The 26,483-nt window shown below is 73.3% G+C and carries 22 protein-coding genes; 9 read left to right on the top strand and 13 right to left on the bottom strand.

What is annotated here, in order from left to right; translation table 11 throughout:
- Position 1 precedes the first annotated feature (1 nt).
- Positions 2-1,420, bottom strand: coding sequence for a selenium-binding protein SBP56-related protein (locus ABD369_RS08780; protein WP_344635682.1), 1,419 nt, complete (start codon positions 1,418-1,420; stop codon positions 2-4).
- Between the two features lie 275 nt (positions 1,421-1,695).
- Here ABD369_RS08780 and ABD369_RS08775 point away from each other — a divergent pair, with 275 nt between their 5' ends.
- The 4 genes from ABD369_RS08775 (at position 1,696) to ABD369_RS08760 (ending at position 6,224) form a co-directional block, all read left to right on the top strand.
- Complete coding sequence (locus ABD369_RS08775) at positions 1,696-2,358, top strand: O-methyltransferase (RefSeq protein WP_344635681.1); 663 nt, start codon at positions 1,696-1,698, stop codon at positions 2,356-2,358.
- A gap of 211 nt (positions 2,359-2,569) precedes the next feature.
- Complete coding sequence (locus ABD369_RS08770) at positions 2,570-2,824, top strand: DUF3311 domain-containing protein (protein ID WP_344635680.1); 255 nt, start codon at positions 2,570-2,572, stop codon at positions 2,822-2,824.
- Positions 2,821-4,299: a sodium:solute symporter family protein gene (locus ABD369_RS08765; RefSeq protein WP_344635679.1), complete on the top strand. Its 1,479-nt coding sequence runs from the start codon at positions 2,821-2,823 to the stop codon at positions 4,297-4,299. The genes ABD369_RS08770 and ABD369_RS08765 overlap by 4 nt, the downstream gene beginning before the upstream one ends.
- 323 nt (positions 4,300-4,622) lie before the next feature.
- On the top strand, positions 4,623-6,224 hold the full coding sequence (locus ABD369_RS08760) for an ABC-F family ATP-binding cassette domain-containing protein (RefSeq protein WP_344635678.1): 1,602 nt from the start codon (positions 4,623-4,625) through the stop codon (positions 6,222-6,224).
- 49 nt (positions 6,225-6,273) lie between these two features.
- Here the strand turns inward: ABD369_RS08760 and ABD369_RS08755 are convergent, their stop codons facing one another.
- On the bottom strand, positions 6,274-7,047 hold the full coding sequence (locus ABD369_RS08755) for a class I SAM-dependent methyltransferase (protein WP_344635725.1): 774 nt from the start codon (positions 7,045-7,047) through the stop codon (positions 6,274-6,276).
- A gap of 392 nt (positions 7,048-7,439) precedes the next feature.
- On the opposite strand from ABD369_RS08755, the gene ABD369_RS08750 reads away from it, so the two are divergent.
- From ABD369_RS08750 to ABD369_RS08740, 3 genes are read left to right on the top strand one after another with little or no spacing between them, the layout of a single operon-like run.
- Positions 7,440-8,522, top strand: coding sequence for an extracellular solute-binding protein (locus tag ABD369_RS08750; protein WP_344635677.1), 1,083 nt, complete (start codon positions 7,440-7,442; stop codon positions 8,520-8,522).
- Positions 8,519-10,102 carry an ABC transporter permease gene (locus tag ABD369_RS08745; RefSeq protein WP_344635676.1) on the top strand — a complete coding sequence of 528 codons (1,584 nt, stop codon included), beginning with the start codon at positions 8,519-8,521 and terminating at the stop codon, positions 10,100-10,102. The genes ABD369_RS08750 and ABD369_RS08745 overlap by 4 nt, the downstream gene beginning before the upstream one ends.
- Positions 10,099-11,160: an ABC transporter ATP-binding protein gene (locus tag ABD369_RS08740; RefSeq protein ID WP_344635675.1), complete on the top strand. Its 1,062-nt coding sequence runs from the start codon at positions 10,099-10,101 to the stop codon at positions 11,158-11,160. The genes ABD369_RS08745 and ABD369_RS08740 overlap by 4 nt, the downstream gene beginning before the upstream one ends.
- A 23-nt stretch (positions 11,161-11,183) precedes the next feature.
- On the opposite strand, the gene ABD369_RS08735 is transcribed toward ABD369_RS08740, so the two are convergent.
- From ABD369_RS08735 to ABD369_RS08705, 7 genes are all read right to left on the bottom strand, one after another.
- On the bottom strand, positions 11,184-11,852 hold the full coding sequence (locus ABD369_RS08735; RefSeq protein ID WP_344635674.1) for a response regulator: 669 nt from the start codon (positions 11,850-11,852) through the stop codon (positions 11,184-11,186).
- Between the two features lie 7 nt (positions 11,853-11,859).
- Entirely contained in the window at positions 11,860-13,236 is a 1,377-nt protein-coding gene (locus tag ABD369_RS08730) for a sensor histidine kinase (protein ID WP_344635673.1), read from the bottom strand.
- Between the two features lie 34 nt (positions 13,237-13,270).
- Entirely contained in the window at positions 13,271-14,089 is an 819-nt protein-coding gene (locus ABD369_RS08725) for an ABC transporter permease (RefSeq protein ID WP_344635672.1), read from the bottom strand.
- Positions 14,086-15,030 carry an ATP-binding cassette domain-containing protein gene (locus ABD369_RS08720; RefSeq protein ID WP_344635671.1) on the bottom strand — a complete coding sequence of 315 codons (945 nt, stop codon included), beginning with the start codon at positions 15,028-15,030 and terminating at the stop codon, positions 14,086-14,088. The genes ABD369_RS08725 and ABD369_RS08720 overlap by 4 nt, the downstream gene beginning before the upstream one ends.
- Before the next feature lie 250 nt (positions 15,031-15,280).
- Positions 15,281-15,769, bottom strand: a complete 489-nt coding sequence (locus ABD369_RS08715; protein WP_344635670.1) for a copper chaperone PCu(A)C — start codon at positions 15,767-15,769, stop codon at positions 15,281-15,283.
- A complete protein-coding gene (locus ABD369_RS08710; RefSeq protein ID WP_344635669.1) occupies positions 15,766-18,015 on the bottom strand; it encodes a heavy metal translocating P-type ATPase in 2,250 nt (749 codons plus the stop codon). Before ABD369_RS08710 ends, ABD369_RS08715 begins: the two co-directional genes overlap by 4 nt.
- Positions 18,012-18,218, bottom strand: a complete 207-nt coding sequence (locus tag ABD369_RS08705) for a hypothetical protein (RefSeq protein WP_344635668.1) — start codon at positions 18,216-18,218, stop codon at positions 18,012-18,014. Before ABD369_RS08705 ends, ABD369_RS08710 begins: the two co-directional genes overlap by 4 nt.
- Positions 18,219-18,506: 288 nt before the next feature.
- Here ABD369_RS08705 and ABD369_RS08700 point away from each other — a divergent pair, with 288 nt between their 5' ends.
- Entirely contained in the window at positions 18,507-19,973 is a 1,467-nt protein-coding gene (locus tag ABD369_RS08700; RefSeq protein WP_344635667.1) for a DUF2079 domain-containing protein, read from the top strand.
- A 77-nt stretch (positions 19,974-20,050) separates the two neighbouring features.
- On the opposite strand, the gene ABD369_RS08695 is transcribed toward ABD369_RS08700, so the two are convergent.
- The 3 genes from ABD369_RS08695 to ABD369_RS08685 all read right to left on the bottom strand — a co-directional run bounded on the left by ABD369_RS08695 (position 20,051) and on the right by ABD369_RS08685 (position 23,454).
- The gene (locus tag ABD369_RS08695) at positions 20,051-20,791 is read right to left on the bottom strand and encodes a peptidylprolyl isomerase (protein WP_344635666.1); all 741 of its coding nucleotides are present in this window, start codon (positions 20,789-20,791) and stop codon (positions 20,051-20,053) included.
- A 214-nt stretch (positions 20,792-21,005) separates the two neighbouring features.
- Positions 21,006-21,947 carry a hypothetical protein gene (locus ABD369_RS08690; protein WP_344635665.1) on the bottom strand — a complete coding sequence of 314 codons (942 nt, stop codon included), beginning with the start codon at positions 21,945-21,947 and terminating at the stop codon, positions 21,006-21,008.
- Positions 21,948-22,284: 337 nt separating this feature from the next.
- The gene (locus ABD369_RS08685) at positions 22,285-23,454 is read right to left on the bottom strand and encodes an MFS transporter (RefSeq protein WP_344635664.1); all 1,170 of its coding nucleotides are present in this window, start codon (positions 23,452-23,454) and stop codon (positions 22,285-22,287) included.
- Between the two features lie 74 nt (positions 23,455-23,528).
- Here ABD369_RS08685 and ABD369_RS08680 point away from each other — a divergent pair, with 74 nt between their 5' ends.
- Positions 23,529-24,287 carry a DeoR/GlpR family DNA-binding transcription regulator gene (locus ABD369_RS08680; RefSeq protein ID WP_344635663.1) on the top strand — a complete coding sequence of 253 codons (759 nt, stop codon included), beginning with the start codon at positions 23,529-23,531 and terminating at the stop codon, positions 24,285-24,287.
- 9 nt (positions 24,288-24,296) lie between these two features.
- Here the strand turns inward: ABD369_RS08680 and ABD369_RS08675 are convergent, their stop codons facing one another.
- On the bottom strand, positions 24,297-26,327 hold the full coding sequence (locus ABD369_RS08675) for a CocE/NonD family hydrolase (RefSeq protein WP_344635662.1): 2,031 nt from the start codon (positions 26,325-26,327) through the stop codon (positions 24,297-24,299).
- Positions 26,328-26,483: the final 156 nt, after the last annotated feature.

Here is a 26,483-nt window from a genome sequence, read left to right as displayed (position 1 = left end):
GTCAGCGGAAGCAGTACGAGTCCGAGGAGGCGTCACCGCCGCTCAGGTGGGTCTGGTGCACCCGCAGGCCCCGGAAGTCCGCGCCGTGCGGGAAGAAACGCGGATCCACGGTGAGCCCGCCTTCGACGGTGTCCGCGTCGAGCTTGATCATCCACGGGTCGATGCCGCCGGGGTAGAACTGGTCGTCCCAGGAGCCGTAGAGGGAGTTGGTCAGGTAGACCCGCTTCCCGTCCCGGCTCAGCTCGACCATCTGCGGGCCGCCGGTCAGCGGGACGTCGGGCGCGGTGGGGTGCGGGGCCTGGCCGGTGATGCCGCCGAGCCGGACCGAGCCGGTCTTCCTGGGGTGGAACGGGTCGGTCACGTCGTACTGGAAGAGCTCGCCGGTGCCCCAGGCCGAGACGTACAGCCAGCGGTCGTCCACCGACAGGTTGATGTCGGTGACCAGCGGCGGTACCGCGCCGAAGGGCTGCAGCGCCGGCGGCAGGTCCTCGGTCCTGGCCGGCTCGGCAGGGATTTCGATCACCTTGCGGGCGGCGAAGGCGGCGCCGTCGCGGTACCAGAGCCAGACCGAGGCGGACAGGTCCTCGACGTTGGTCACCACCCCGACGAAGCCCCACTGCTGCTCCGGGTCGTGCGCCGGACGGAGTTCCAGCACCATCTGGTGCTCGTCGCCGAGGTCGATCCGCTGCAGGTGCCGGCCGGAGTCGAGCTCCCAGAAGTGCAGGGCGTGGCCGTAGCGGCGGCCCAGCAGCAGTTCGGGCACCACTCCCTCCTCCACCATCGACGGGGTGCCCCACTCGCTGGTGATCCCGACGTTGCCGGCCAGGTGCCACCAGACGTCGTAGGCGAGGTGCTGGGGGCCCCGGTCGGTCTCCCAGGCGCGCAGCACCTCGAAACTGGTGTGGTCCAGCAGTGCCACGCCGCCGGGGCCGTCCGCGCCGTCCGCACCGCCCAGGCAGGAGAGGAAGACGCCGTCCGGACCGCAGTGCAGTGTGTGCGGGCGCGAGTACCCGGCCTTGGCGGCGAGCTCCTTGGCGCTCACGGTCTTCACCAGCTTCGGCCGCACCGGGTCGGGACGGGTGTCCATGACGTGCAGCCGGGAGGACCGCAGCCCGGGCAGCAGCAGGAACCGCCGCTCGGGGTTGGTGTGGCAGGCGTGGGCCAGCGCGCTGGAGCAGGCGTTCCAGCCGAAGTGGTGCAACTCGTCGCCGGTCTCCGGAAGTTCGGCGAAGTTGAGCACCCGGCCGTAGCCGGGTGAGTCGGGATCGGTGTCGACGGTGATCAGGGCGTCCGGACGGCTCGCGGACCGGTCGAACCCGGCGACGTACGCGAGCTTCTCCGGTGGTGCGGCCACCGCCTCCGCGGGGGTCCGGTAGAGCGAGGGATCCGTGTGTCCGCGGGCGGCGTGCGCGTCTGCCATGACGACTCCTCAACTCGGCCGGAAACCCGGCCGGGAACAGGTACGGGGGAGTGCGATCGGAATGAGACAACTGCCCAGGCAGCCTTCCACACAACCGCGGGCGCGCCACGGGGCGCACGGGGGCGAAGGGGCGCGCGCTACGGCTGCGGCGCAACGGCGGACGGGATATCTGAATTCATCTGATTCATCATCAAGTATCCGAGTTGGAACGTGATGCACGAGCGGCTCGATGGAATGCTGTGGCCCGAGCGCACGCCCCCAGATCGGAGACGCCGGTGACCGAGACCAAGAACCCCACGCTGACGCCCGAGCTCTACGCCTACGTGCTGAGCCAGAACCCGCCGCTCGATGCGGCGCAGCAGGAGCTGGTCGAGATCACCCACAGCACGTACGCCGGCAGCGCCGGCCTGCAGACCGCCCAGGAGCAGGGGCCGCTGCTGGCGTTCCTGGTCAGGCTGATCGGGGCCCGCAGGATCGTCGAGGTCGGCACCTTCACCGGGCTGTCCACGCTGTCGATGGCCCAGGCGCTGCCCGAGGACGGCAAGTTGATCACCTGCGACATCTCCGAGGAGTGGACCGGGGTCGGCCGGCGGGTGTGGGCCAAGGCGGGTGTCGCCGACCGGATCGAGCTGCGGATCGCGCCCGCGATCCAGACGCTGCGCGCGCTGCCCGAGGAGCGCTGGATCGACCTGTCCTTCATCGACGCCGACAAGGCCAACTACCCGCTGTACTGGGAGGAACTGGTCCGCCGGACGCGGCCCGGCGGGCTGATCGTCCTGGACAACACCCTCTTCCAGGGGCAGGTCGTCGACCCGGACGCCACCGGCAGCGCGGGGGCGATCCGGGACTTCAACGAGGTGGTCCGCACCGACAAGAGGGTCGAGGCGGTGCTGCTCACGGTTGCGGACGGGCTCACCCTGGCCCGCCGGCTGGACTGAGCCGGACCGCCCCGGAGATCCGCACTCTGAAGCGGCATGGTCATGACGGAGTATCGGTGGAGTCCGCATGGAGCGGTCGCGCCGGTGGTAGGTCCTGGAGGTTCGCGGTTGGTGCCGGCCCGAGGACGACCGGCCGCCACCGGCTCCAGCCGACCGACCAGCCGACCGGCCGGGCGACCGACCGGGCGGCCGACCTCCAGGGGATGACCGGATGCACTCTGCGCGCAGGACCAGATCCACCGGAGCCCGCGGGGCGCTGCTCCCGCTGCTCAGTGCCGTGCCGTTCGCCGGGATCCTCGGCGGCGTCTTCTTCGCCAACCGGGTGACGCCCTACGTGCTCGGGATGCCCTTCCTGCTGTTCTGGATGGTCCTCTGGCTGGTGCTGGGATCCGTGGTGACGGGGGTGGTCTACCGGCTGGATCCGAGCAACCGGGAGCCGGCCGAGGCCGAGGAGGCCGGCCCGTGACCGCACTCGCCGTCATCGCGGCCTTCCTACTGCTCGCCGTCGGCCTGGGGCTGCGGGCACGGCGGGGCAAGGACATGGACCTGGAGCAGTGGTCGGTCGGCGGCCGGGGCTTCGGTTCGGTCTTCGTCTTCCTGCTGCTGGCCGGGGAGATCTACACCACCTTCACCTTGCTCGGGGCCTCGGGCTGGGCGTACGGGAAGGGCGGACCGGCCTTCTACGTCCTCGCCTACGCCTCGCTCGCGTATGCGATCTCGTACTGGCTGCTGCCGGTGGTCTGGCGGTTCGCCAAGGAGCACCGGCTGCTGTCCCAGTCCGACTTCTTCGCGCGGAAGTTCGACAGCCCGGCGCTCGGAGCGCTGGTCGCGCTGGTGGGCGTGGTGGCGATGGTCCCGTACCTGGTGCTGCAGCTCACCGGGCTGGGCATCATCGTCTCCACCGCCTCGTACGGGCACATCTCGCCGCACACCGCGGTGGTGATCGGCACGGTCGCGCTCACCGGGTACGTCACCATCTCCGGGATCCACGGCGCGGCCTGGACCGCGGTGGTCAAGGACGTGCTGATCCTCGGGGTCGTGGTGTTCCTCGGGATCTACCTGCCGCTGCACTACTCCGGCGGGATCGGGCGGATGTTCCACGCCATCGATGCCGCCAGGCCGGGCTTCTTGACCCTGCCGCACCAGGGGCTGAGTCCGTGGTGGTTCGTCTCCACGGTGCTGCTCTCGGCGCTCGGCTTCTACATGTGGCCGCACACCTTCAGCGCCACCTTCAGCGCCAGGGACCCGAGCGTGTTCCGGCGCAACGCGGTCGTCCTGCCGCTGTACCAGCTGATCCTGCTGTTCGTGTTCTTCGCCGGGTTCGCCGCCGTGATCGCGGTGCCCGGCCTCAAGGGCGCCGACGGGGACCTCTCGCTGCTGAAGGTCACGGTCAAATCCTTCGACCCGTGGTTCGTGGGGGTCGTCGGCGGCGCCGGGCTGCTGACCGCGCTGGTGCCCGGCTCACTGCTGCTGATGACCTCGGCCACCTGCCTGGCCAGGAACGTCCTCCTGCCGCTGCGGCCGGGTACCGACGAGCGGACCGCAGGCCGGCTCGCCAAGCTGCTGGTCCCGCTGCTCGCGGCCCTGGCCCTGGTGTTCACCTTCAACGGCGGCAGCACCATCGTGAACCTGCTGCTCATGGGGTACGCGCTGGTCACCCAGCTGTTCCCGGCATTGCTGTTCGCGCTGGCCGCCCGGCGGTCGGTCACCAAGCAGGGCGCCGCGGCCGGGATCGTCGCGGGCGTGACCACGGTCGCCGCCACCACGCTGGCCCACACTACCGTCGGCGGCCTGCTGCCCTTCCTGCCGCAGGCGGTGAAGGACGTCAACATCGGGGTGATCGCGCTGCTGGTGAACACCGTCGTGCTGCTGGCGGTCTCCGCGGTCACCCGGCCGTCGGCCGTGGCGGCGGCGGTGCCCGCGGCCGGGGACGCGGGGTGAACGGGAGTTGCACGTCCCCGAAGCCGACAGCGAACTCGGCCGCCACCTGGGTGAGTTGAGCGGAGGCGCGCCAGCTGCAGGAGTGTGGACCTTCCGGTCCCCGCCGGTCGCGGCGCACAACCGGCCGTGCCGCGTCCCGTCGAATGCCTGACGGCGGGCGCGCCCGGCGCCCGGTGAACGCGGCGGACGCTCCGCGAAATGCGGATGCGTCCGCCGCGCGGCCCGGTTAGCCTGGGCCGCATGTCCACGCCCCGAATTTCCTAGCTCAAGGACCCGCTTCCACGCCACCCGTGTGTCCTTCTGCTTGTTCGGAGCGTAATCCCGTGATCACCGTCCGCGGTGTCGACGTGCGCGTCGGCGCCCGTCTGCTGCTGTCCGACATCTCCTTCCACATCGCCCCCGGCGACCGCATCGGCTTGGTCGGCCGCAACGGCGCGGGCAAGACCAGCCTGATGAGGACCCTGGCCGGCCAGGAGCGGCCCGCCGCCGGGTCCGTCACCGTCACCGGCTCGCTCGGCCACCTGCCGCAGGACTCCCGCGTGGCCGACCCGGTCACCACCGTCTGCGACCGGATCCTCTCCGCCCGCGGCCTGGACCGGGCGGTCGGAGCCCTGCGGGCCGCCGAGGAGGCGATGGCCGAGGCAGTTGGAGCGGCCGCGCAGGAGAGCGCGATGCGCCGCTACACCCGCGCCGAGGCCGAGTTCCAGGCCCGCGGCGGGTACGCCGCCGAAGCCGAGGCGGCCCAGGTCGCCGCCGGGGTCGGGCTGCCGGCCCGGCTGATGGACCAGCCGCTGGGAGCGCTCTCCGGCGGGCAGCGGCGCCGGGTCGAACTGGCCCGGATCCTGTTCGCCGACCACGGCACGCTGCTGCTGGACGAGCCGACCAACCACCTGGACGCCGACTCCCTCGCCTGGCTGCGCGGCTTCCTGGCAGGCCACCGCGGCGGCCTGGTGGTGATCAGCCACGACACCGGTCTGCTCGCCGACACCGTCAACCGGGTCTTCCACCTCGACCCCGCCCGCCGCACCATCGACGTGCACAACACCGGCTGGCACGCCTACCTCGCCCAGCGCGAGGCCGACGAGCGGCGCCGCGCCCGCGAGCGCGCCAACGCCGAACGCAAGGCGGCCGCGCTGCGCACCCAGGCCGACCGGATGCGTTCGCACGTGGCGACCGCCGTCGCCGCCAGGAACATGGTGCGCCGGGCCGACCGGATGCTCGCCGAGCTGGAACCCGTCCGGCGCGCCGAGCGGACGGCCCGGATCCGGCTGCCCGAACCCGCTCCGTGCGGGCGGATGCCGCTCGGTGCGATCAGCCTCGCCAAGGCGTACGGCGACCACCGGGTGCTCACCGGCGTCGACCTCGCCGTCGACCGGGGCAGCCGGCTGGTGGTGCTCGGGCTCAACGGCGCGGGCAAGACCACCCTGCTGCGCACCCTGGCCGGGCACGAGACACCGGACTCGGGCCGGGTGGTGCGCGGCCACGGCCTGCGGCTCGGCTACTTCGCCCAGGAGCACGACACCCTCGCCCCCGACCGCACGGTGGGCGAGAACCTGTCCGCCGCCGCGCCGCACCTCGACCACGGCGAGGTGCGCCAGGTGCTCGGAGCCTTCCTGTTCACCGGTGACGACGCGGACAAGCCGGCCCGGGTGCTCTCCGGTGGCGAGAAGACCAGGCTCGCCCTGGCAGGCCTGGTCCACTCCGGCGCCAACGTGCTGCTGCTGGACGAGCCCACCAACAACCTGGATCCGGCCTCGCGCGGCGAGGTCCTGGCGGCGGTCGGCTCGTACCCCGGCGCGATCGTCATGGTGACGCACGATGCGGGGGCGATCGAGGCGCTGCGCCCGGACCGGGTGCTGCTGCTGCCGGACGGCACCGAGGACCTTTGGAGCGAGGAGTACCTGGACCTGGTGGCACTGGCCTGACGCGGGACCGGTGCGGCCCGGGGCGCTGTGCCCCGGGCCGCACGCCGGCTCAGGCGTCCGTCCGTCCGGGCTTGCGGGCCTCGATCAGGAACCGGGTGGCGTGGGCGACGAACGGCCCCTCGCGCTGGATCAGCTCGTGCAGTTCCGCGAGGCGGTCCCGGTACTCGGCGACGGTGAAGCCCGGCACCATCCAGATCACCTTCCGCAGGAAGTAGACCACGGCGCCGATGTCGAAGAACTCCGTCCGCAGGGACTCGAACCGCAGGTCCAGGACCTCGAGGCCGGCGGCCTCGGCGGCCGCGCGGGCCTCCCCGTGGTGGCGCCCGCGCCGTACTTCCTCGGACTGCGGTCCGAGGAAGTACTCCACCAGCTCGAAGACGCTGGAGTGGCCGACGTGCTGGGCGAGGTACGTCCCGCCGGGCCGCAGGACGCGGGCGATCTCCGTCCAGTGGGCGGTCACGGGGTGCCGGGAGGTCACCAGGTCGAACGCCTCGTCGGCGAACGGCAGCGGCGGCTCGTCCCGGTCGGCGACAACCACGACCCCGCGCGGGTGCAGCAGCCTGGTCGCCTTGGCGACGTTGGGCGCCCAGCCCTCGGTCGCCACCATCAGCCGGGGGAAGTTCCCCGCGCCCGCCAGGACCTCCCCGCCACCGGTCTGGATGTCCAGCGCGGCCGAGGCGAGGGCCAGGTGCTCGCCCAGCAGTCGCTGGTAGCCCCAGGAGGGCCGCTGCTCGGTCGCCCGGCCCTCCAGCCAGGAGAAGTCCCAGCCTTCCACCGGGGCGGCTTCGGCCTCGGTCACCAGTTCGTCAAAGCTTCGCGTCATCTGTGACATACCGGGATCATTGCGGCATCTCCGAGCGCAATCCAGCGAATTGGCGTGTGCGGGGATAGTGAAGGCGGCCGCGCGAGGGTGCCCAGGCGGCTGGGGTGGGCGTTCCCCAGGCGGTGCGTATGCCCTCTGAGCTGCGATGTCCCCGCTGGTTTTGCCGGGGGTTGACGCTTCGGGGATCGAAGCGTGTCTGCGCCGAGGCCGGGCCGAGATCTGACGGCTCGAAACTTGTTAGGCAAGCCTTTCCTGTCCTAGGTTTCTGTCTCGCCAGGCCGGTCCCGGCGCTTCCCGCCCGGGGCGTGCGGGGGTGCCCCCGCATCCGACTGGCCCAGCCACTCGGGGTGCCGCCGTCAGGCCGGCCCCGCTCATCGCGGAGGACCCTCACCATGTTCGGAACCAGGATCGGTGCTGTCCGGCCGGCCGCGGCGCTGTCGCTGGCGACCGCGTGCGTGCTCGCGCTGGCCGCCTGCTCCAGCTCGGGCGGCAGCTCGTCGGACGGCCCCTCGCAGGCCGCCACCGGAGCCCAGGCGCTCGCCGGACAGACCATCACCGTCTACAGCGGCCAGCACGAGCAGACCGTCAAGGCGCTGGCCGCCGACTTCGAGAAGCGCACCGGCGTCAAGGTCGACCTGCGCTCCGGTGACGAGGCCGAACTCGCCAACCAGATCCTCCAGGAGGGCAAGGCCTCCCCGGCCGACGTCTTCTACGCCGAGAACCCGCCCGCGCTCACCGTCCTGGAAGAGCAGGGCCTGCTCGCCGCCGTCCAGCCGGACACCCTCAAGTCCGTTCCCGCCGGGGACAGTTCACCCAAGGGCGACTGGGTCGGCGTGTCCGCCCGCACCGCCGCCTTCCTGGCCGCCGAGGGCAAGCCCGCCGACACCGCGCCGCCGGCCTCGGTCCGCGACCTGGCCAAGCCCGAGTGGAAGGGCCGCCTGGGCATCGCACCCAGTGAGACCGACTTCGCGCCGATCGTCACCCGGATGATCAAGACCGACGGCGCGGACGCCACCAAGCAGTGGCTGCTCGGTCTCAAGGCCAACGCCAAGAGCTACGACAGCAACGAGAGCCTGTCGGCCGCGATCAACAGCGGTGAGGTCGAGGGCGGCGTGATCGACCACTACTACTTCTACCGCCTGCGCGACGAGAAGACCGCCGCCCAGACCCACGCCAAGCTGCACTACTTCACCAAGACCGACCCGGGCGCCCTGGTCGACGTCTCCGGTGCCGGCGTGCTCAAGGGCGGCAAGCACCAGCAGGCCGCCCAGGCCTTCCTCGCCTACCTCGACAGCGCCCCCGCGCAGACGCTGATCGCCACCTCGGAGAGCTACGAGTACCCGCTGGTCGCAGGCGTCAAGGGGAAGGCCGAACTGCCCGCGCTGGACACCGTCGGCCAGGTCGCCTCCGCCGCCGACCTCGGCGACGGCAAGGAGGCCCTCCAGCTGCTCCAGGACACCGGTCTCCTCGCGTGAGCACCCCGCACTCCGCACGGAGCGCCGACAGCCCGTCACCGCTGCCGCGGTGGCGGGCCGCCGGCCTGCTCGCACCGCTCGCCTTCGCGATCGTCGCCGTGGTCGCCTCGCCGCTGGCCTTCGTCGTGGTCCAGGCCGGGCAGGCGGGCTGGGACCAGGCGCAGCGGCTGCTCGGCCGCCCGCTGATCGCCACCCTGCTCTGGAACACCGCCACCCTCGCCGCCGCCGTGACCGCGGCCACCGCCGTGCTCGGCTTCGGTGCCGCCTACCTGGTCGAGCGCACCGACCTGCCAGGCCGCCGCTGGTGGACCGTCGCCCTCGTACTCCCGCTCGCCGTACCGGAGTTCGTCCGCGGCTACTCCTGGGTCTCGCTGTTCTCCTCGGTACGCGGCTACTGGGGCGCGGTCCTGGTGATGACCTGCTCCCTCTACCCGCTGGTCTTCCTGCCGGTCGCCGCCACCCTGCGGCGCGCCGACACCGCCGCGGAGGAGGTCTCCCGCAGCCTCGGCCGAGGCCCGCTCGCCACCCTATGGCGGGTCACCCTGCCGCTGACCCGGCCCGCGCTGGCCGGCGGCGCGCTGCTGGTCTCGCTCTACCTGCTCGGTGAGTACGGCGCCTTCGCGATGCTGCGCTTCACCACCTTCGCCACCGCCATCTTCACCCAGTACAAGCTGGGCTTCGACGCCGCCTCGGCCGCCCAGCTCACCCTGGTCCTGGTGGCGCTCGCCCTGCTGCTGGTCCTGCTGGAGGCCGGATGCGGCCGTCGGGGACGGGTCGCCCGCAGGGGCGCTGTGGGTCGCCGGGCGGCCGCGGCCCCGCTCGGGCGCTGGAAGCTGCCGGCCCTCGCGGCGCTGGCCGCCCTGGTCGGCACCGCGGTCGGCGTACCGCTGTACGCCCTCGGCTACTGGCTGGTGGTCGGCAGCTCCACCACCCTGCCGTCCGCGTCCGTGCTCTCCGCCGCGCTCACCACCCTCGGCTACGCCGCCACCGCCGCGCTGGTGGCCACCGCGGCCGCCGTCCCCGTGGCGCTGTACGGCTGGCGGCGCGGCACCCGTCTGGCCAGGGCCGCCGAGCGCGCCGCCTACCTCACCCGCGCGCTGCCCGGGATCGCCGTCGCGCTCTCGGTGGTGCACTTCGCGATCCGCTACGCCGAGCCGGTGTACCAGCAGCCGCCGCTGCTGGTCGCCGGGTACGTGATCCTGTTCTTCCCGCTCGCGCTCACCGCCGTACGGGCCGCACTCGCCCAGGTGCCGCCCGGCGTCGAGGAGGTGGCCCGCTCGCTGGGTACGCCACCGCTCGGCGTGCTGCTGCGGGTCACCCTGCCGCTCGTGCTGCCCGGCCTCGGTGCGGCCGCCGCGATGGTCGCGCTCACCGCGGGCACCGAGCTCACCGCCACCCTGCTGCTCCGCCCGACCGGCACCCAGACCCTGGCGACCCAGTTCTGGGTCTACACCAGCGGCCTCGCGTACGGCGCGGCCGCACCCTACGCGGCACTGATGACGGCGATGTCCGTGCCGCCCGTGCTGCTGCTCACCCGCCGCACGCTCGGCACCAACTCCCGTACGGAGGATTCGCGTTGAGTGGACTCATGGTCAGTGGACTGCGCGCCGGGCACGGCCGGGCCGAGATCCTCTCCGGGGTCGACCTGGTGGTCGAGGACGGGGCGCTGGCCTGCGTCCTGGGGCCGTCCGGCTGCGGGAAGAGCACCCTGCTGCGGGTGATCGCCGGGTTCCACCCGGCCGCGGCCGGCCGGGTGTCCCTCGGGGAACGGACCCTGGACGACGGCCGGTCACGACTGCCGGCCGAACGGCGGCGGATCGGGTACGTGCCGCAGGACGGCGCGCTCTTCCCGCACCTCACCGTCGCGGGCAACATCGGCTTCGGCCTGCCGCGCGGCAGGCGCCGCGAGAAGGCCGCCGAACTCCTGGCCCTGGTCGGCCTCGACGGCCTCGGCGACCGCCACCCGCACCAGCTCTCCGGCGGTCAGCAGCAGCGCGTGGCGCTCGCCCGCGCGCTCGCCACCGAACCGGAACTCCTGCTGCTGGACGAGCCGTTCGCGGCACTGGACGCCGCGCTGCGCACCGAGCTGCGGACCGAGGTCGCGGCCACCCTGCGCAGGGCCGGGGCCACCGCGATCCTGGTCACCCACGACCAGGAGGAGGCGCTCTCCTTCGCCGACACCATCGCCGTGATGCGCGCGGGCCGGATCGCCCAGCAGGCCGCCCCGCACGAGCTGTACCACGCACCCGCCGACGCCGCCGTCGCCGGCTTCCTCGGCGAGGCCAACCTGGTCCCCGCCCGGCTGGACGGGGCCAAGGCCGACACCGCCTTCGGCAGCCTCCCGCTGACCGCCGACGCGGGTACGGCCCGCCGGGGCGTGGTCCTGCTGCGCCCCCGCCAGCTCTCCCTCACGGCCGACCCCCTCCCCGGGGCCGTCCGGGCCCGGGTGACCCGCTCCCACTTCCGCGGCCACGACCACCGCGTCGAACTCCGACCGGACCCGCAGGACGGCCTGCCCGGTAGCCTGATCGCCTACACGGACGGCCCGTGGCCGCACGACGACGCCTACGTCCGGGCGCAGGGACTCGCCCACCCGCTGGACGAGTCCGAGGACACCCCCACCGCCGTCGGCAGCTGAGACGGCCGGGGAGCCGTAGGCGGTCAGGCGGGGAGGACCAGGCGGTTCTCGTAGGCGAAGACCACGGCCTGGACGCGGTCGCGCAGGCCGAGCTTGAGCAGGATCCGGCTGACGTGGGTCTTCACGGTGGCCTCGGCGAGGTTGAGCTCGGCGGCGATCTCGGCGTTGGACAGGCCCCGGGCGAGCAGGACCAGGACGCTGCGCTCCCGGGCGGTGAGGGCCTCGACCGCCTCGTCGGCGCGGGCCCGGCTGCCACCGTCGGTGGGCAGCTGGGAGGCGAAGGTGTCGAGCAGGCGGCGGGTGATGCGGGGGGCGACCACCGCGTCCCCGGCTGCGACGGAGCGGATCGCCGCGAGCAGCTCGTCCGGCTGGGCGTTCTTGAGCAGGAAGCCGGAGGCACCGGCACGCAGCCCGGCGAAGGCGTACTCGTCCAGGTCGAAGGTGGTGAGGATGAGGACCTTGGTGTCGGGGTTGGCCGCGACGATCCGGCTGGTGGCCTCGATGCCGTCCATCCCGGGCATCCGGACGTCCATCAGCACCACGTCCACCTGGCCCTCGGCGACCAGGCGGACGGCCTCGGCGCCGTCCTCGGCCTCCCCGGCCACCGCCATGTCCGGCTGGGAACCGAGCACCAGTGAGAAGGCGACCCGCATCAGGGGTTGGTCATCGACCAGCAGGACTCGGATGGTCATCGGGTGTTCAGCTCCTGTCGTCGGGGGCGGTGTCCGGCCCGGGGCCGTCGAAGTCCGGTGCGCCGTCGCCGGAGTCCAGTCCGGTGTCGTCCAGCACCAGGGTGGTGGCCACCCGCCAGCCGCCGCCGGGCAGCGGGCCGGCGACGAGCTCGCCGCCGTACGAGGCCGCGCGCGAACGCATACCGGTGAGCCCCTGGCCGGTGTGGCCGATCGGACTGGTGTGGCCCTGGTGGGGTTCGGGGAACCCGTTGTCGCAGACCTCGACCATGACGGTGGACGGGCCGCAGGCCACCCGGACCCGGGCGGTGGCGCCGGGGGCGGTGTGCTTGAGGGTGTTGGTCAGTGACTCCTGGACCAACCGGTAGACGGTGAGCTGGGCGCCGGCCGAGACGGTGGAGTGGTCGCCCTCCAGGTGGAGTCCGGTGCGCAGCCCGGCCGCCCTGACCTGCTCGACCAGCGCGGTGAGCTGGGCGATGCCGGGCTGCGGATGCCGCAGCGCGTCGGGTTCGTCGGAGCGCAGCACACCGAGGAAGCGCCGCATGTCGGTGAGGGCGCGGCGGCCGGTCTCGGCGGACTGCCGCATCGCGGCGGTGGCCTTCTCGGGCGCGTGGGCGTTGGCGTAGACCGCGCCGTCGGCCAGGGCGACCATCACGGACAGGTTGTGGGTGACGATGTCGTGCATCTCCCGGGCGATCCGGGAGCGCTCCTCGGCCACCGCGAGCGCCGCCTGCTGGTCGCGCTGCCGCTCCAGGTCGTGGGCGCGCTGCCGCAGGGCGGCCAGCTGGGCGCGCCGGGCCCGGAGGTTGAGGCCGAGCACCGCTGCCGCGGTGACGGTGCCGGAGAGCATGACGAAGACCTTGACCGAGGTGGCGAGCGGGCTGCCGCCGTGTTCGGTGATCGGTGTCCAGCGCAGTACGGCCAGCACCACGCCGAGCTCGGCGACCAGGTACGCGATCATGGTGCGCCGGCGCCTGCAGTGGGCGCCGACGGTGTAGAGCGCGAACAGCACGGCGATGTCGGCGGGCATGCCCCAGGCGGTGAGCCACTGCACGAAGGCGACGGCCGCGGTGACCCCGAAGACCGCGAACGGCACCCGGCGGCGGAAGGTCAGCGGCAGGATCAGGCCGATCTGCAGGGCCCACAGCCACGAGTGCGCGGAGAGGTAGCGGTGCTGGGGCGCCGAGGTGACCAGCAGCAGGGCGAGGGCACAGCCGAAGTCGACCAGGGTGGGGTAGCGCTCGGTGAGGATCCGTACCCGCAGCTGACCGAGCTGCCCCCGCAGCCGGGCGACGAGCTCCCCGAGCCCCCCGAACCCGGCGAGCCCCCGGGGCGCGCCGGTGCGGCGCGCCCCGGGGGCTGCGGAGGTCTGGTCGAGGCCGGTCACCGGGCCATTCTCTCCCAGCCGGCGGCGCGGGCCGTCACGCGTCGCGCCGCTTGAGCACGACGGCGGCGCCGACCAGGGACGCCAGGACGTAGAGGCACATCACCCCGAAGCCCGTCCACGGAGCCAGGTCGTGCGGGCCCTGGTGCAGGGTGGCGAGGGCCTGGCCGGCGTTGCCGGGCAGGTACGGGACGATGTCGTCCTGCCAGGAGCTGGGCAGGGCCTCGGCCAGCAGCGGCAGGACCAGCAGGGTGCCGAAGACGGCGGCGATGCCACCGGCCGTGTTGCGGATCAGGGTGCCGATCCCGATGGCGAGCAGGCCGACCGCCGTCAGGTAGAGGCCCATGCCGAGGACGACCCGGGTGACGCCGGGCGCGGAGAGCGTGGTGTCCAGGTGCTTGCCGGCCAGGATGGCCTGGCCGACGAAGAACGCGATCAGGCAGGAGACGGTGGCGACCACCCAGGTGATCGCGCCGAACACGGCGGTCTTGGCCCACAGCACCGGCAGCCGCTTGGGCACGGCGGCCAGCGAGGCGCGGATCATGCCGGTGGAGTACTCGCCGGTGACCACCAGGACACCGAGCACGCCGATCGCCATCTGGGCCATGAAGTAGCCGCGCAGGCTGTGCTCGACCGGGGTGAAGTGGGCCCGCTCCTCGGCCGGGAGGTGGTCCCAGCGGCTCATGGTGGCCCAGCAGAACAGTGCACCGAAACCGACGGTGAGCGCCACGCTCACCGCGAGGGTGATGTAACTGGAGCGCAGCGAACGGAACTTGATCCACTCGGAGTTGATCACCCGGGGCAGGGTGACCCGGCCGTCGCCGGCCCTGGTCGAGGTCACGGTGGCGGTGCTCATGCTGCGACCTCCTGGGCCGGCGCGGTGGTGGTGACGGTGGCCTCGTACTCGACGGCGTCCCTGGTCAGTTCCATGAACGCCTCCTCCAGCGAGGCCTGCTGCGGGGTCAGCTCGAACAGGACCAGTCCGTGCTCGGCGGCCAGCCGGCCGATCCGCTCGCCGTCGGCACCGGAGACCTCCAGCACCTCCGTGCCCTGCTCGGCCGCCACCTCGACGCCCGGGAGGTCGCGCAGCAGCTTGCCCAGGCGCTCCGCGTCCGGGGTGCGGACGTGCACCTTGCCGCTGGACGCCTGGCGGGTGAACTCCTCGACCGAGGTGTCGGCGATCAGCCGGCCCCGGCCGATCACGATCAGGTGCTCGGCGGTGAGCGCCATCTCGCTCATCAGGTGCGAGGAGACGAGCACCGTACGGCCTTCGGCGGCAAGGGACTTGAGCAGGTTGCGGATCCACAGGATGCCCTCGGGGTCGAGTCCGTTGACCGGCTCGTCGAGGATCAGCGTGGCCGGGTCGCCGAGCAGCGCGGAGGCGATGCCCAGGCGCTGCCCCATGCCCAGCGAGAAGCCGCCGGCCCGCTTGCGGGCGACCTGGCGCAGACCGACCAGGTCAACCACCTCCTCCACCCGGCGGCGCGGGATGCCGTGGGTGGCGGCGAGGGCGAGCAGGTGGTTGAAGGCGCTGCGGCCGGTGTGCACCGCGCGGGCCTCCAGCATCGCGCCGACCTCGTGCAGCGGGGCGGCGTGGTCGGCGTACCGCCGGCCGTTCAGCGTGGCGTGGCCGGAGCTCGGCGTGTCCAGGCCGACCAGCATCCGCATGGTGGTGGACTTCCCGGCGCCGTTGGGGCCGAGGAATCCGGTGACGGCACCGGGGCGGACGGTGAAGCTCAGGTCGTGGACGGCGGTTTTGGGGCCGTAGCGCTTGCTCAGGCCGACGGCTTCGATCATGGCGTGGTCCTCGGGGGAGGGACTGTCGGGGCAGTCCAACGCTATTTTCCGAGATCGGCCGGGACGAGCGGCGCCAGGACGATTCACCCCGCGCGCCGGTGCGACGCGCGATGCAGCCCGACTACATCTCAAGACGGATGGCCGCCCGAACGGACGCGCCCACCCGTGGGCGGCCGGGCTACCGGAGGCCCCGGTCCAGCACCAGCCGGAAGGCCACCCGGGCCTGGCCGGGGCCGGCCCGGGGGCGCGGTCAGCCGGCCGCCCGTCCGAGCACGGCGGAGAGTTCGCCTGCCCGGACGGCCCGGGCGCGGACCCGCAGTTCGGGGCTGCGGCGGAAGCGGAGCGTGAACTCCGCCCACTGCCCGGCGCGCAGCGCGGGTGGGTCGGATATCAGGATGTCCGCGCCGTCCGGTGACATCGCCAGCTCGCCCCTGGCCGGGACGGTGACGGTCGGCGCGTAGGACCAGCTGCCGGTGGCGCCGAGCATCCGGTGCTCCTTCAGCGCGAGCCGGCCGGACCGGTCCCAGCTGACGCCGGTCAGTTCGTCGGGCACGTCACCGGGGTTGCGGACGGTGAGGAAGGCGGAGGCCGGTCCCGCGCCGGCCGGGAGCAGGATCCAGCCCGTTCCCTCCGCCCGGACCGGCCGAGCCCGGCCGGCGCCGCCGAACGCCGTCCAGCCGGACAGCAGGACCAGGCACGCGGCGGCCGCCGCCAGCGGTGGGAGCGCGGCCCGCTTCATCGCGGCCTCCGGGCGGCGGTGCCGGTGCGGCCGGGGGCAGGCCGCCAGGTGCGCAGCCGCAGGCTGTTGCCGACCACCAGGAGCGAGCTGGCCGACATCGCGAGGGCGGCGAGCATCGGGTTGAGCAGGCCGACCGCCGCCAGCGGCAGCAGGGCGGCGTTGTAGCCGAAGGCCCAGAGCAGGTTGACCCGGATGGTGGCCAGGGTGCGCCGGGCCAGGCGCACCGCGTCGACCACCGCCTCGATGTCGCCGCGCATCAGGGTCAGCCCTGCCGCGCCGATCGCCGCGTCGGTGCCGGAGTCGAGCGCGATGCCGAGGTCCGCCGAGGCCAGCGCGACCGCGTCGTTGACGCCGTCGCCGACCACCGCCACCACCCGGCCCGCCGCGCGCAGTCCGGCCACCACCTCGGCCTTGCGCTCCGGCGAGGCGTCGGCGTGCACCTCGGTGATCCCCAGCTGCCCGGCGACGGCGCGGGCCGCGCCCGGCCGGTCGCCGGTCAGCAGTACGGTCTCCAGACCCAGCCCGCGCAGCCGGTGCACCGCCCGGTAGCTGCCGGGCCGCAGCCGGTCGCCGACCAGCAGGACCGCCGCCGCGCGGCCGTCCAGCTCCACCACCACCGCGGTCCGGCCGTCGGACTCGGCCCGGTTCAGGGCGTCCCTCAGGGCCGGCGGCAGGGCCGTGGGGTCGCCGGGCCGCCGGATCCGCACGCTCCGGCCGCAGACCGTGCCGTGGACGCCGTCACCCGGGGTGGCCGCGAAGCCGGTGGTCCTCGGCAGCTCGGGCCCGCACCGCCGGCGGGCCGCCGCCGCGACGGCGCGGCCGATCGGATGCTCGGAGTGGTGTTCGACGGCGCCGGCCAGCAGCAGCACCTCGTCGGCCGACTCGCCCGGGGCGGTGACCGTTTCGGTGAGCTCCATGTGCCCGCTGGTCAGGGTGCCGGTCTTGTCCAGCACCACGGTGTCGATCCGGCGCAGGCTCTCCAGCACCTCGGGACCCCGGACCAGGACGCCGAGTTCGGCGCCGCGTCCGGTGGCCGCGAGCAGCGCGGTCGGGGTGGCGAGGCCGAGCGCGCACGGGCAGGCGACCACCAGCACCGCCACCGCCGCGGTGACCGCCGCCTGCGGATCGGCGCCCGCCCCCAGCCAGAAGCCCAGCACGCACACGGCGACCGCCAGCACACAGGGGACGAACACCCCGGCGACGGCGTCCGCCAGCCGCTGGGCGCGCGCCTTGCCGCTCTGGGCGTCGGCCACCAGCGCGGTTATCCGGGCGAGCCGGGTGTCCGCGCCGACCGCGGTGGCGCGTACCCGCAGCGAGCCGCCGGCGTTCACGGTGCCGCCGGCCACCCGGTCGCCCGGGCCGACCTCCACCGGGACGCTCTCCCCGGTCAGCAGGCTCAGATCGAGCGCCGAGGTGCCCTCCACCACCACCCCGTCGGTGGCCACCTTCTCGCCCGGCCGGACCACGAACTCCTGTCCCGGCAGCAGCTGTTCGACCGGGATCAGCCGCTCGGCCCCCGCCTGGCGGACGCAGACCTCCTTCGCCCCCAGCTCGGCGAGCGCCCGGAGCGCCGAGGCGCTGCGCCGCCGTACCCGGCCCTCCAGCATCCGTCCGCACAGCACGAACGCCGGGACGCCGACCGCGGCCTCCAGATAGACGTGTGCCGCACCGCCGGCGGCGGTCAGCGAGAGGGGCATCCGCATGCCGGGCTCGCCCGCCCCGCCCAGGAACAGCGCGTACGCGGACCAGCCGAAGGCGGCCAGAACGCCCAGGCTCACCAGGGTGTCCATGGTCGCGGTGGCGTGCCGCAGCCCCTGCCAGGCGCGGCGGTGGAAGCCGTACGAGCCCCAGCCGACCACCGGCAGCGCCAGCGCGAAGCAGACCCACTGCCAGGCCCGGAACTGGAGCGGGGGCACCATCGACAGCACGATGACCACGCTCGCCAGGACGGCCGTCACCACCAGCCTCGGTCGGTCCTCGGCGGGTTCGGCCCAGGCGGCGGCGGCGTGGCCTGGGACCGGTTCGGCGGTGTAACCGGCGCGCTCGACCGCCGCGACCAACTCGGCCGCGCCGACCTCGACCGGGTGCACCACCCTGGCCCGGCCGGTGGCCAGGTTGACGCCCGCACTCACGCCCGCGATGCGGGCCAGCCGCTTCTCCACCCGGGAGACGCACGCCGCGCAGGTCATACCGCCGACGGCCAGGTCCGTGGTGGTGACCTCACCGGCCTTGGCGGGGGCGCTCATCGGTCCGCCCCCATGCCATGCCCGCCCATGCCGGGCATCGGGTCACCCGGGTCGGCCGGGCCGCTGCTGCCCGGTGCCAGGCCGGGGGCGACCGGGCCGGCCGCCCGGCCCGCCGCGAAGGCGCCCAGGAAGACGACGAGGAGGAGCAGGGCGAAGCCCAGCAGGACGACGGATGGGCGGGTGCCCGGTTCGGTTGCTTCCACACCACACCAGTCGGACCGCCGGGCGCGCGAGTTCCCGGGTGGTACGGCCGGGGCGCAAGGGTCGGGAAGGGCGGCAGGGCCGCGGCGGTGGCGGGTGGGGTGCCGCGCCCAAGGACCGGACGTGGTGGTGCCCGGAACGGCACGGCCGCGACGTACCGTCATATGACCTGTGCGGTGGTCGCGCGGCCATTAGGAGGATTCTGGCCACACGGAAAATGACGCCAAGTCATGTACGGCTGCTTGCTGGCATCTTGAGGGGAAAAGCCGCAGTTTCCGGAAGGCGCAGCCATGCAGGCACCCCCCACCGACGGCATCACGTCGCTACCGCAGCAAACGACTCGCGAGCAACGGCCCGCACCGGACCCGTCCGCCGAGAGCCGCACCCAACTCACCTGGTGGATCTGGGCCCTGGCCGTGGCGCTGTTCTTCGTCTACATGCTGCTGTCCCTGCGCATCCATCAGCGGATCCTCTCCAACAGCTACGACCTGGGAGTCTTCGAACAGGCCGTCCGCTCCTACGCGGAGGGCCATCTGCCCGTCTCCGAGCTGAAGGCGCCGGGCTTCCCCGTCCTCGGGGACCACTTCTCCCCGGTGCTGGCCCTGCTGGCACCCCTGTACCGGCTGTGGCCGTCGGCGATGGCCCTGCTGGTGGCGCAGGCGGCGCTGGTCGCTTCCAGTGTCCTCCCGCTGACCTGCTGGGCCCGGCGGACGCTCGGCTCGCCGGCCGCCGCGGTCATCGGTGTCTGCTACGGGCTCTCCTGGGGGCTCGCGAGCGGGGTCGGCTACGACTTCCACGAGGTGGCCTTCGCCGTTCCGCTCCTCGCCTGCTCGCTGTCCGCGCTCGGCAGCGGCCGGCTGCGCGCCGCGGTGTGGTGGGCGCTGCCGCTGCTGCTGGTGAAGGAGGACCTCGGGGTCACGGTGGCGGTGATCGGCGTGCTGGTCGCCCGCCGAGGCGGGGGCCGGCTCGGGTTCGGCACCGTCATGGCCGGTCTGACCGGCACGGTGCTGGGGCTGGCCGTGCTGTCCGCCCTCAGCCCGGACGGGGTGATGGCCCACTGGTTCCTGCCGGACGGCTCGGGCGGAGGCAGAGGCGGACCGGCGGGTCTGCTGTTCCAGGGCACGATCGGAATGATCACCCCGGACACCAAGGTCATGACCCTGCTGCTGGTGCTGGCCCCGACCCTGTTCCTGGCGCTTCGCTCGTCGCTGCTGTGGACCGCCGTGCCGACCCTGCTCTGGCGGTTCGCCTCGGGTCTGTCCCCGCACTGGGGCACCGGCTTCCACTACTCGCTGGTGCTGATGCCGATCGTCTTCGCGGCCTTCGTCGACGCGCTGAACCTGCGCAGCTCGCACCCGGCCAGTGTGCGCCGCTACCTCGCGGGCTCCGCCGCGATCACCTGCCTGCTCCTGCCGCAGTTCCCGTTCTGGCAGCTGGTCCAGTCGGCCACCTGGCGGTCCGATCCCCGGGTCGCCGTGGCGCACAGCCTGATGAACCGCATCCCCGACGGGGCCACGGTGCAGGCATCCACCTTCCTGGTGCCCCAGCTCACCAACCGCACCAGCGTCAGCCTCTTCGGCTGGGCCGCGAGCCGTCCCGACCCCCAGTGGATCATGGTGGACACCCGGATGCCGATGAACAAGCGGTGGCCGCTGAGCATCCCGGACGAGCAGGCCGCCCTGGGCCGGGCCCTCTCGCACGGCTACCGCACCGTCGCCGCGGAGGACGGTTTCGTCCTGCTCAACCGCCCGGGCTGAGCGGAGGGCGGAGCAGACGAGTGGGGTGCCGGTCGAGCCCGACCGGCACCCCACTCGTCCGTTCGCCCGGCGTACCGCTAACGGCCGTCGGCCCGCTGTTGCACCGTCACCGACTGGATGACGACGGGGTCCTTCGGCCTTCCGTCACTCGAGCCGTCCGCCGTCCCGTTCCCGGCGATCTTCTTCAGGACGTCCAGGCCGCTCGTGACCTTTCCGAACGGGGTCCACTCGGGCGGCATCCGGAGCTCGGGGTCGGCGTAACTGATGAAGAACTGGCTGCCGTTCCGGCCCGGGACGACCTTGGACATCGCCACCGTGCCGGCCGGGTACGAGGCGCCGGCCAGGTTCTCGTCGCGGAAGAAGTACCCCGGATCGGCCTTGCCGTCCCCGGTGGGATCCCCGCAGTCCAGGACGAAGATCCCCTTGGTGGTCAGCCGATGGCACCTGCTGCCGTCGAAGTAGCCCTTCCGGGCGAGGAAGGCGAAGGAGTTGGTGGCGCACGGCGCGCGCCCGGTCAGGGCCTCGATGGTGACGGTGCCCAGATTGGTGACCAGCGTCGCCGTGTACGGCCGGGCCGCGGCCGCGGAGTCGAAGGAGGGGAGCGCGGACTTTCCGGTCCCGGTGGGGGTGTAGGCGCAGTCGGGCGGCGGCGGGGCCGGCGGCTTGGCGCCGGCGCTCTCGCCGGTCAGCAGGACGGCGCCCCAGGCGAGCGAGGTGCAGGCGGTGACGGCGGCGAGCGCCGTCGCCGCCGCTCTGGCCACCCGTCGCCGTCCCTTGGTGGCGGTTCGCGGATTCTGTTGCCGATCGCTGTCGGACATTCGGGCCCCGATGGTGGTGAGTGGCGGTGGATCACGCGACAAGGGGAGCGTATCCAGGCACTCGTGAATCAGCGGGCCGACGGGCCGTCCGCCGAAATGGTGTGCAAATCGGCCCGGTTGGGCGGGGCTTCGAGGTCGCTCCGGGGCAGCCGGGTGCCCTGGGCCGGCGGACTCCTCCGGCCCGGGGCACGGGGGAGTCCGCCGCGATCCGGTGTCAGCCGTGCGTCACGCACTTGCCGGCGCTGTTGGACCACAGGCCCTGGAGGTCGAAGGTGCCGGTGCTCAGGGTGACGTAGGCGTCGAGCTGCACGCAGGCGTCACCGATCTCACCGCCGCCGCCGTTCCAGCCGATGCTGGGCCAGAAGTCGGTGACGGTCTCGGCGTACTCGTGGGTCTCGGTCGACTCGATGCCGGAGAGCGGACGGCCGTCGGTGAAGGTGGTGCAGGCGCCGGCGCCGCTGTCCGGGATGTACGGCAGGTTGGTGTAGGCGAGCTTGCCGTAGCTGGTGGTGGTGTAGTCGTGCCAGGCGCAGAAGCCGGAGGTGGGGAAGCCGTCCGGGTGGGTGCCGGTGGGGGAGAGCACCACGTACTGGGCGTTGAGGTTGGGTGTCTGGGTGGTGTTGCCGAAGTGCGCGGCGGCCTTGCCGGCCTCGGCGGCGATCTGCGCGGTGGTCGCACTGCCCGGCGCCGCGGCCGAGTTGTCGAACCAGACCCCGCCCAGCGGCGAGGAGCCCGGGTGGTTGACGTGGATCCCCTTGCTGCCGCAGGTGACGGTGCCCTTGGCGACACCCTCGCAGTACTGGTCGAGGATGGTGCCCCAGGTGTCCTGGGCGCCGTAGAGGCCATTGAACAGGTTCTGCATGTCGGTGGCCACCCCGGCCGGGTCCGAGGACCACTGCGAGCCCCAGAAGACCAGGTAGACCTTGGGGGTGGGGGAGACCACGCCCTGGCTGGCGCTGGAGCCGACCTTCAGGGTGTCGGTGGAGGCGCGCTGCTGCTGCGCGGCGCCGTGGACCAGCGGCTTGACGCCGTGGTGGGCGGCGGCCGGGGCGGGTTGCGCCTCGGCGGTGGCGGCGGTGAGCGAGGTGGTGCCGAGGGCGGCCAGGGCCACTGCGGCCAGGATGCGGGTGGCGGCCTTGAGCGGGCTGATGCGCATGCGTCTGCTCCCGGGTGTGAGGGTGGGGGAGGGGCGAACTGCGTGCGTTCCGAGCGCCGACACCCAATCAGCTGGGTCCCCCACCGTCCATAGGTTGGGATGACACCGCGCGGAGATTTTGCTGCTTCTATGCCAAAGGCCGTTCTTCGTACCGCTGTTGAGTACTGTGCGGGTGATGTGCGGAGCCGGCCGGTGGAGCGGCGTCGGCGAGGTGGGCCCGGGCGGCGAACAGGTGCAGGTGCGGGGACCGGACCCCCGTACCGGTCCTCGCACGCCGCAACCGCCGGGCCGCCGCCGGCCGTCGCGCTCCGCGCATCCGTGGCCGGGCCGGGGCGGATCAGCCGGTCGCCCCGGGCGCGGGGCGCAGCAGGCGGGCCGTGCCGGCCGCCGTGACGCAGAAGGCGACCGGGAGGAAGAAGGTGAGGTTGAGCGGGACGAAGTGGGTCAGCGGTCCGATGACGGCCGGGCCGGCGAGCATGCCGAGGTAGCCGAGGCCGGCCACTCGGGAGACATTGGCGCCCGCGGCGTCCTGGTCGAAGTGACCTGCAGCACTGAAGAGTTGGGGGATGCAGCCGGAGAGTCCGAGGCCGAAGAGGGTCCAGCCGAGCAGGGCCGGCGCGATCCACGCGGAGAGGGCGGCCGTGGTCAGCCCGAGTGCGGCCAGTGCCGCGCCGTGGCGGACCACGGCGGCGGGGCCGAAGCGCTCGGAGGCCCGGTCGGTGAGCAGGCGTCCGACGGTCATGGCGGTGGCGAAGGAGCCGTACGCGAGGGCCGCGGTGGCGGGGGAGGCGTCCAGGACGTCGCGCAGGTGGAGCGCGCTCCAATCGCCGGCCACCCCCTCGCAGAGCATGAGCATCAGCGCCAGTGCGGCCAGGGCCCAGATCCGGGCCGGCGTCCTGCGCCGGGCGGCGGTGGACGGCTGGTCCGCGGCGGGCCTCTCGGTGGGCCCGGGGGGAGGCAGCAGTGCGGGGGTGGCCAGCGCCGCGAGGAGGAGGCCGAGGGCGCTCACCCCGGTGAGGGTCGTCGTCGCGCTCCAGCCCCAGCTCAGGGTGCGGGCGCCGACCAGGGCCGCGAGCACCCCGCCGATCGAGAACACCGCGTGGAAGGCGGACATGACCGGCCGCCGGTAGCCGCGCTCGACCTGGACGGCGTGGGTGTTCATGCTGACGTCCAGGCAGCCGTTGCCGAAACCGAGCAGCAGCAGGGCCGCACCCAGGGTCCAGGCCCGCCCGGCCAGCGCCGGCAGGACCAGCGTCGCGCTGCACAGGGCCGCGCTCACCGGCACCACCCGGCGGGCGCCGAAACGGTCGGTGAGCGGCCCGGTCAGCTGCATGCCCGCGAAGGAGCCGCCGCCGAGCAGCAGCAGGAGCCAGCCGAGTACGGCGTGGCTGATGCCGACCCGGTGTTCGACGGCGGGGATGTGCACGATCCACATCCCCATCACGAAGCCGTTGAGCGCGAAGAAGGCGAAGGTGGCAAGCCGGCCGGCGCGAAGTGTTTTCTCCATGCCTGCGAACATATCGAACATGGTCTGTGTTCGTAAGCTTGATATCAGAACAGAGCATGTGTTCAATTGGCGGCATGGCGAGCACAGATCGACTGCGGCAGATCACCGAGGCCGTGCGCGGGCACGGACAGCTGAGCGTGGCGGAACTGGCCGACCTCACCGGCGCCTCGGAGATGACCATCCGGCGCGACCTGGAGGTCCTGGCCGACCAGGGGGTGCTGGAGCGCTACCGGGGCGGGGCCAGAAGCCTGCTGCTGCGCGGCGAGGAACCCCCGTTCGCGCTGCGGGCGCAGGAGGGGGTGGAGGTCAAGCGGCGGATAGCCGCCGAGGTCGCGAGGCTGATCGCCGACGGTGAGTCGGTGGTCCTGGACAGCGGCACCACCTGCCTGGAGGTGGCCCGCGCTCTGCGCGAGCGTCGGCTGACCGTCATGCCGCTGTCCGTGCACGCCGTCAACGCGCTGGTCGGCGCACCCCGGCTGAAGCTGCTGCTGCCCGGCGGGGAGCCGCGCCCGGGCGAGCTCGGCCTGACCGGTCCGCTGGCCGAGGCCTCGCTGGCCGCGCTGCGCTTCGACACCGCCGTCATCGGCTGCTGCGGGCTGAGCACGGCGAACGGCCTGACCGCCTACGACCTGGCCGACGCCGCGGTCAAGCGGGCCGCGATCGCCTCGGCCCGCCGGGTCGTCGTCGTCGCGGACGCCGCCAAGTTCTCCCGCACCGCGCTCGCCCACGTCACCCCGGCCGCCGCCCTGCACGCCGTGATCACCGACGAGGCGGCCCCGGAGGAGGAGACGGCCGCCCTCCGCGCGTCAGGTGTGACGGTGCGAGCGGTGTGAGCCGCGGGCCTACGAGGCCGTCCGCGGGATCCGCTGCTCCCAGTCGCGTTCGAAGACGACCGAGCCGCCCTCCAGTGCACTCAGATGGCTGTGCGTGGTGAAGTGGGTCGCGTCGCAGGTGATCTGCGAGCGGGCGCGGACGGTGACGTCCCACCCGAGGTCGGGGCGCTCCAGACGGATCGTCCAGTCCGTGCGGGTCTCGGCGCTGAGCGGGTCGTCGCTCAGGATCCGGTACGCCTCCACCGCGTGCTCGTCGTAGACCAGCCCGTCCGGATAGGTGCGCGAGCCGCCGTAGCCGGGGTCGACCTCCAGTCGCCACTCCCCGGTGGCGACGTCGTGGACCACCTGGCGCTCGGGCCGGGCGACCAGCGGTTCGGTGATGTGAACCGCCAGGCCGCCCGCCTGCTCGGGCGACTCGAAGGCGATCGGCGCCTTGCCGGTGTCGGCGGCCGTCCGGCGCACCGGCAGTGCCAGCACACTGTGCCCGGGGTCCAGTTCGAAGCCGCCGGCCCACGGCTGCGGCCACATCCACGGCCAGTACGCGGAGGACAGCGCCAGCCTGATCCGGTGCCCGGCCGGGAACGCGTGCGCGATCCCGGCCAGCTCGAACTCCACGTCCTCGACGGCACCCGGGGTCCACTCCACCACGCGGTCGGGGCCGTGGCGGGCCGTCAGGTTGAGCGCTCCCCGGGTGACCAGCGTGGACGACCCGTCCGGAGCCACGTCGCAGAGCCGGGCGATCACCTGCCCGCGCCGCCCCTCGCTCCGAACCCGCAGCCGCAGTCCGGCCCGGCCGAGGATCTCGACCGGTTCCGGCAGCGGCGGCGAGTCGAAGCAGACCGAGCGCCCGTCCTCGGCGCGCTGGTCGGGCGGCAGGTCGGCGGCGTGCCCGAACGGGACGAACCGCCCGGCGTCGACCCCGGCGTGCTGCGGCGAGCGGACATGGACGAAGCGGTCGTCGGACGGTGTCCCGGCCGTCCGCAGCACCTCGTCCAGGTCGTAGTGCATCTCCCGCACGTCCGGCGAGGGCCAGGACTCCTCGCCCACCCACCGCCCGGGGCGGTTGGCGTAGCGAGTGGCCGGCGGCACGGACTCGTTCATCCAGCCGCGCAGCGCCGGCTCCTTCAAGGCACCGGTGTCGACGTCCTTCAGCCAGTGGTCCCACCAGCGCAGGGTCTCCTGGAGGAAACCGATCGCCGGTCCGGGCGGCAGGCCGCGGTCGGGGTACTGGTGCGGCCACGGGCCGATGATCCCGCGGGCGGGCGCGTCCAGGTGCTCGACCAGCCGCAGCACGGTGTCCCGGTACGGGTCGGCCCAGCCGCCTACGGCCAGCACCGCGGCCCTGATCGCGCCGTAGTCCTCCCGGACGCTGCCGCGCCGCCACTGCTCGTCGCGGGTCTGGTGGCCCAGCCAGCGGTGGACGGGCGGTTCCACCGCCGCCAGCCGCTCCAGCCACATCCGGCGCCAGTCGTCCCCGACGTACCGGGGGTCCGGCGGGCGCGCGGTGAAGGCCAGCATCGCGGCCGACCGGGAGTGCATGTCCACCGCCAGCAGCGAGCCGCCGAGGTAGTGGACGTCGTTGTCATAGCGGTCGTCGGTGGAGCAGACGGTCACCACGGCCCTGAGCGCCTCGGGGGCCCGTGCCGCGATCTGCAGGCTGTTGCTGCCGCCCCAGCCGATCCCGAACAGGCCCACCCGGCCGCTGCACCAGGGCTGCGTGGCCAGCCACTCGACCACGGCGACGCCGTCGGTGGTCTCCTGCTCGCAGTACTGGTCGCCGGGGACCCCGCCCGAGTTGCCGTGTCCCCGGATGTCGACCCGGACGCTCGCGTAGCCGTGCCCGGCGTACCACGGGTGGCGCTGGGCGTCGCGCGGCGCGGTCCGGTCGCTGAGCCGGTACGGCAGGTACTCCAGCAGTGCGGGCACCGGCTCGTCGGTCACCGGCCGCCAGATCCGGGCGAACAGTTCCACGCCGTCCGCGAGCGGGATGCGCCGGTCCTCGCGGACGGTGGGGTACGGATACGAGGCGGGGTGCTGCATGGCGGGGCTCCCGAGCGGTCAGTGTCCACGGTGCCTGATCGACGACCGAATCAGACAATAATGGACACTTCGCCCCAATTGAGACGGGAATGGCCGATCGTCAGCTCGCCTTGCCCGGCCGGGCGATGGCGTTCGGAGCGACTGTTCGCGGACGGG

The sequence above is a fragment of the Kitasatospora cystarginea genome (assembly GCF_039533515.1).
Classification (GTDB): Bacteria; Actinomycetota; Actinomycetes; order Streptomycetales; family Streptomycetaceae; genus Kitasatospora; species Kitasatospora cystarginea.
The sequence above is the reverse complement of the archived record's forward strand: the minus strand, read 5'-3'. Positions and strand labels throughout refer to the sequence as shown.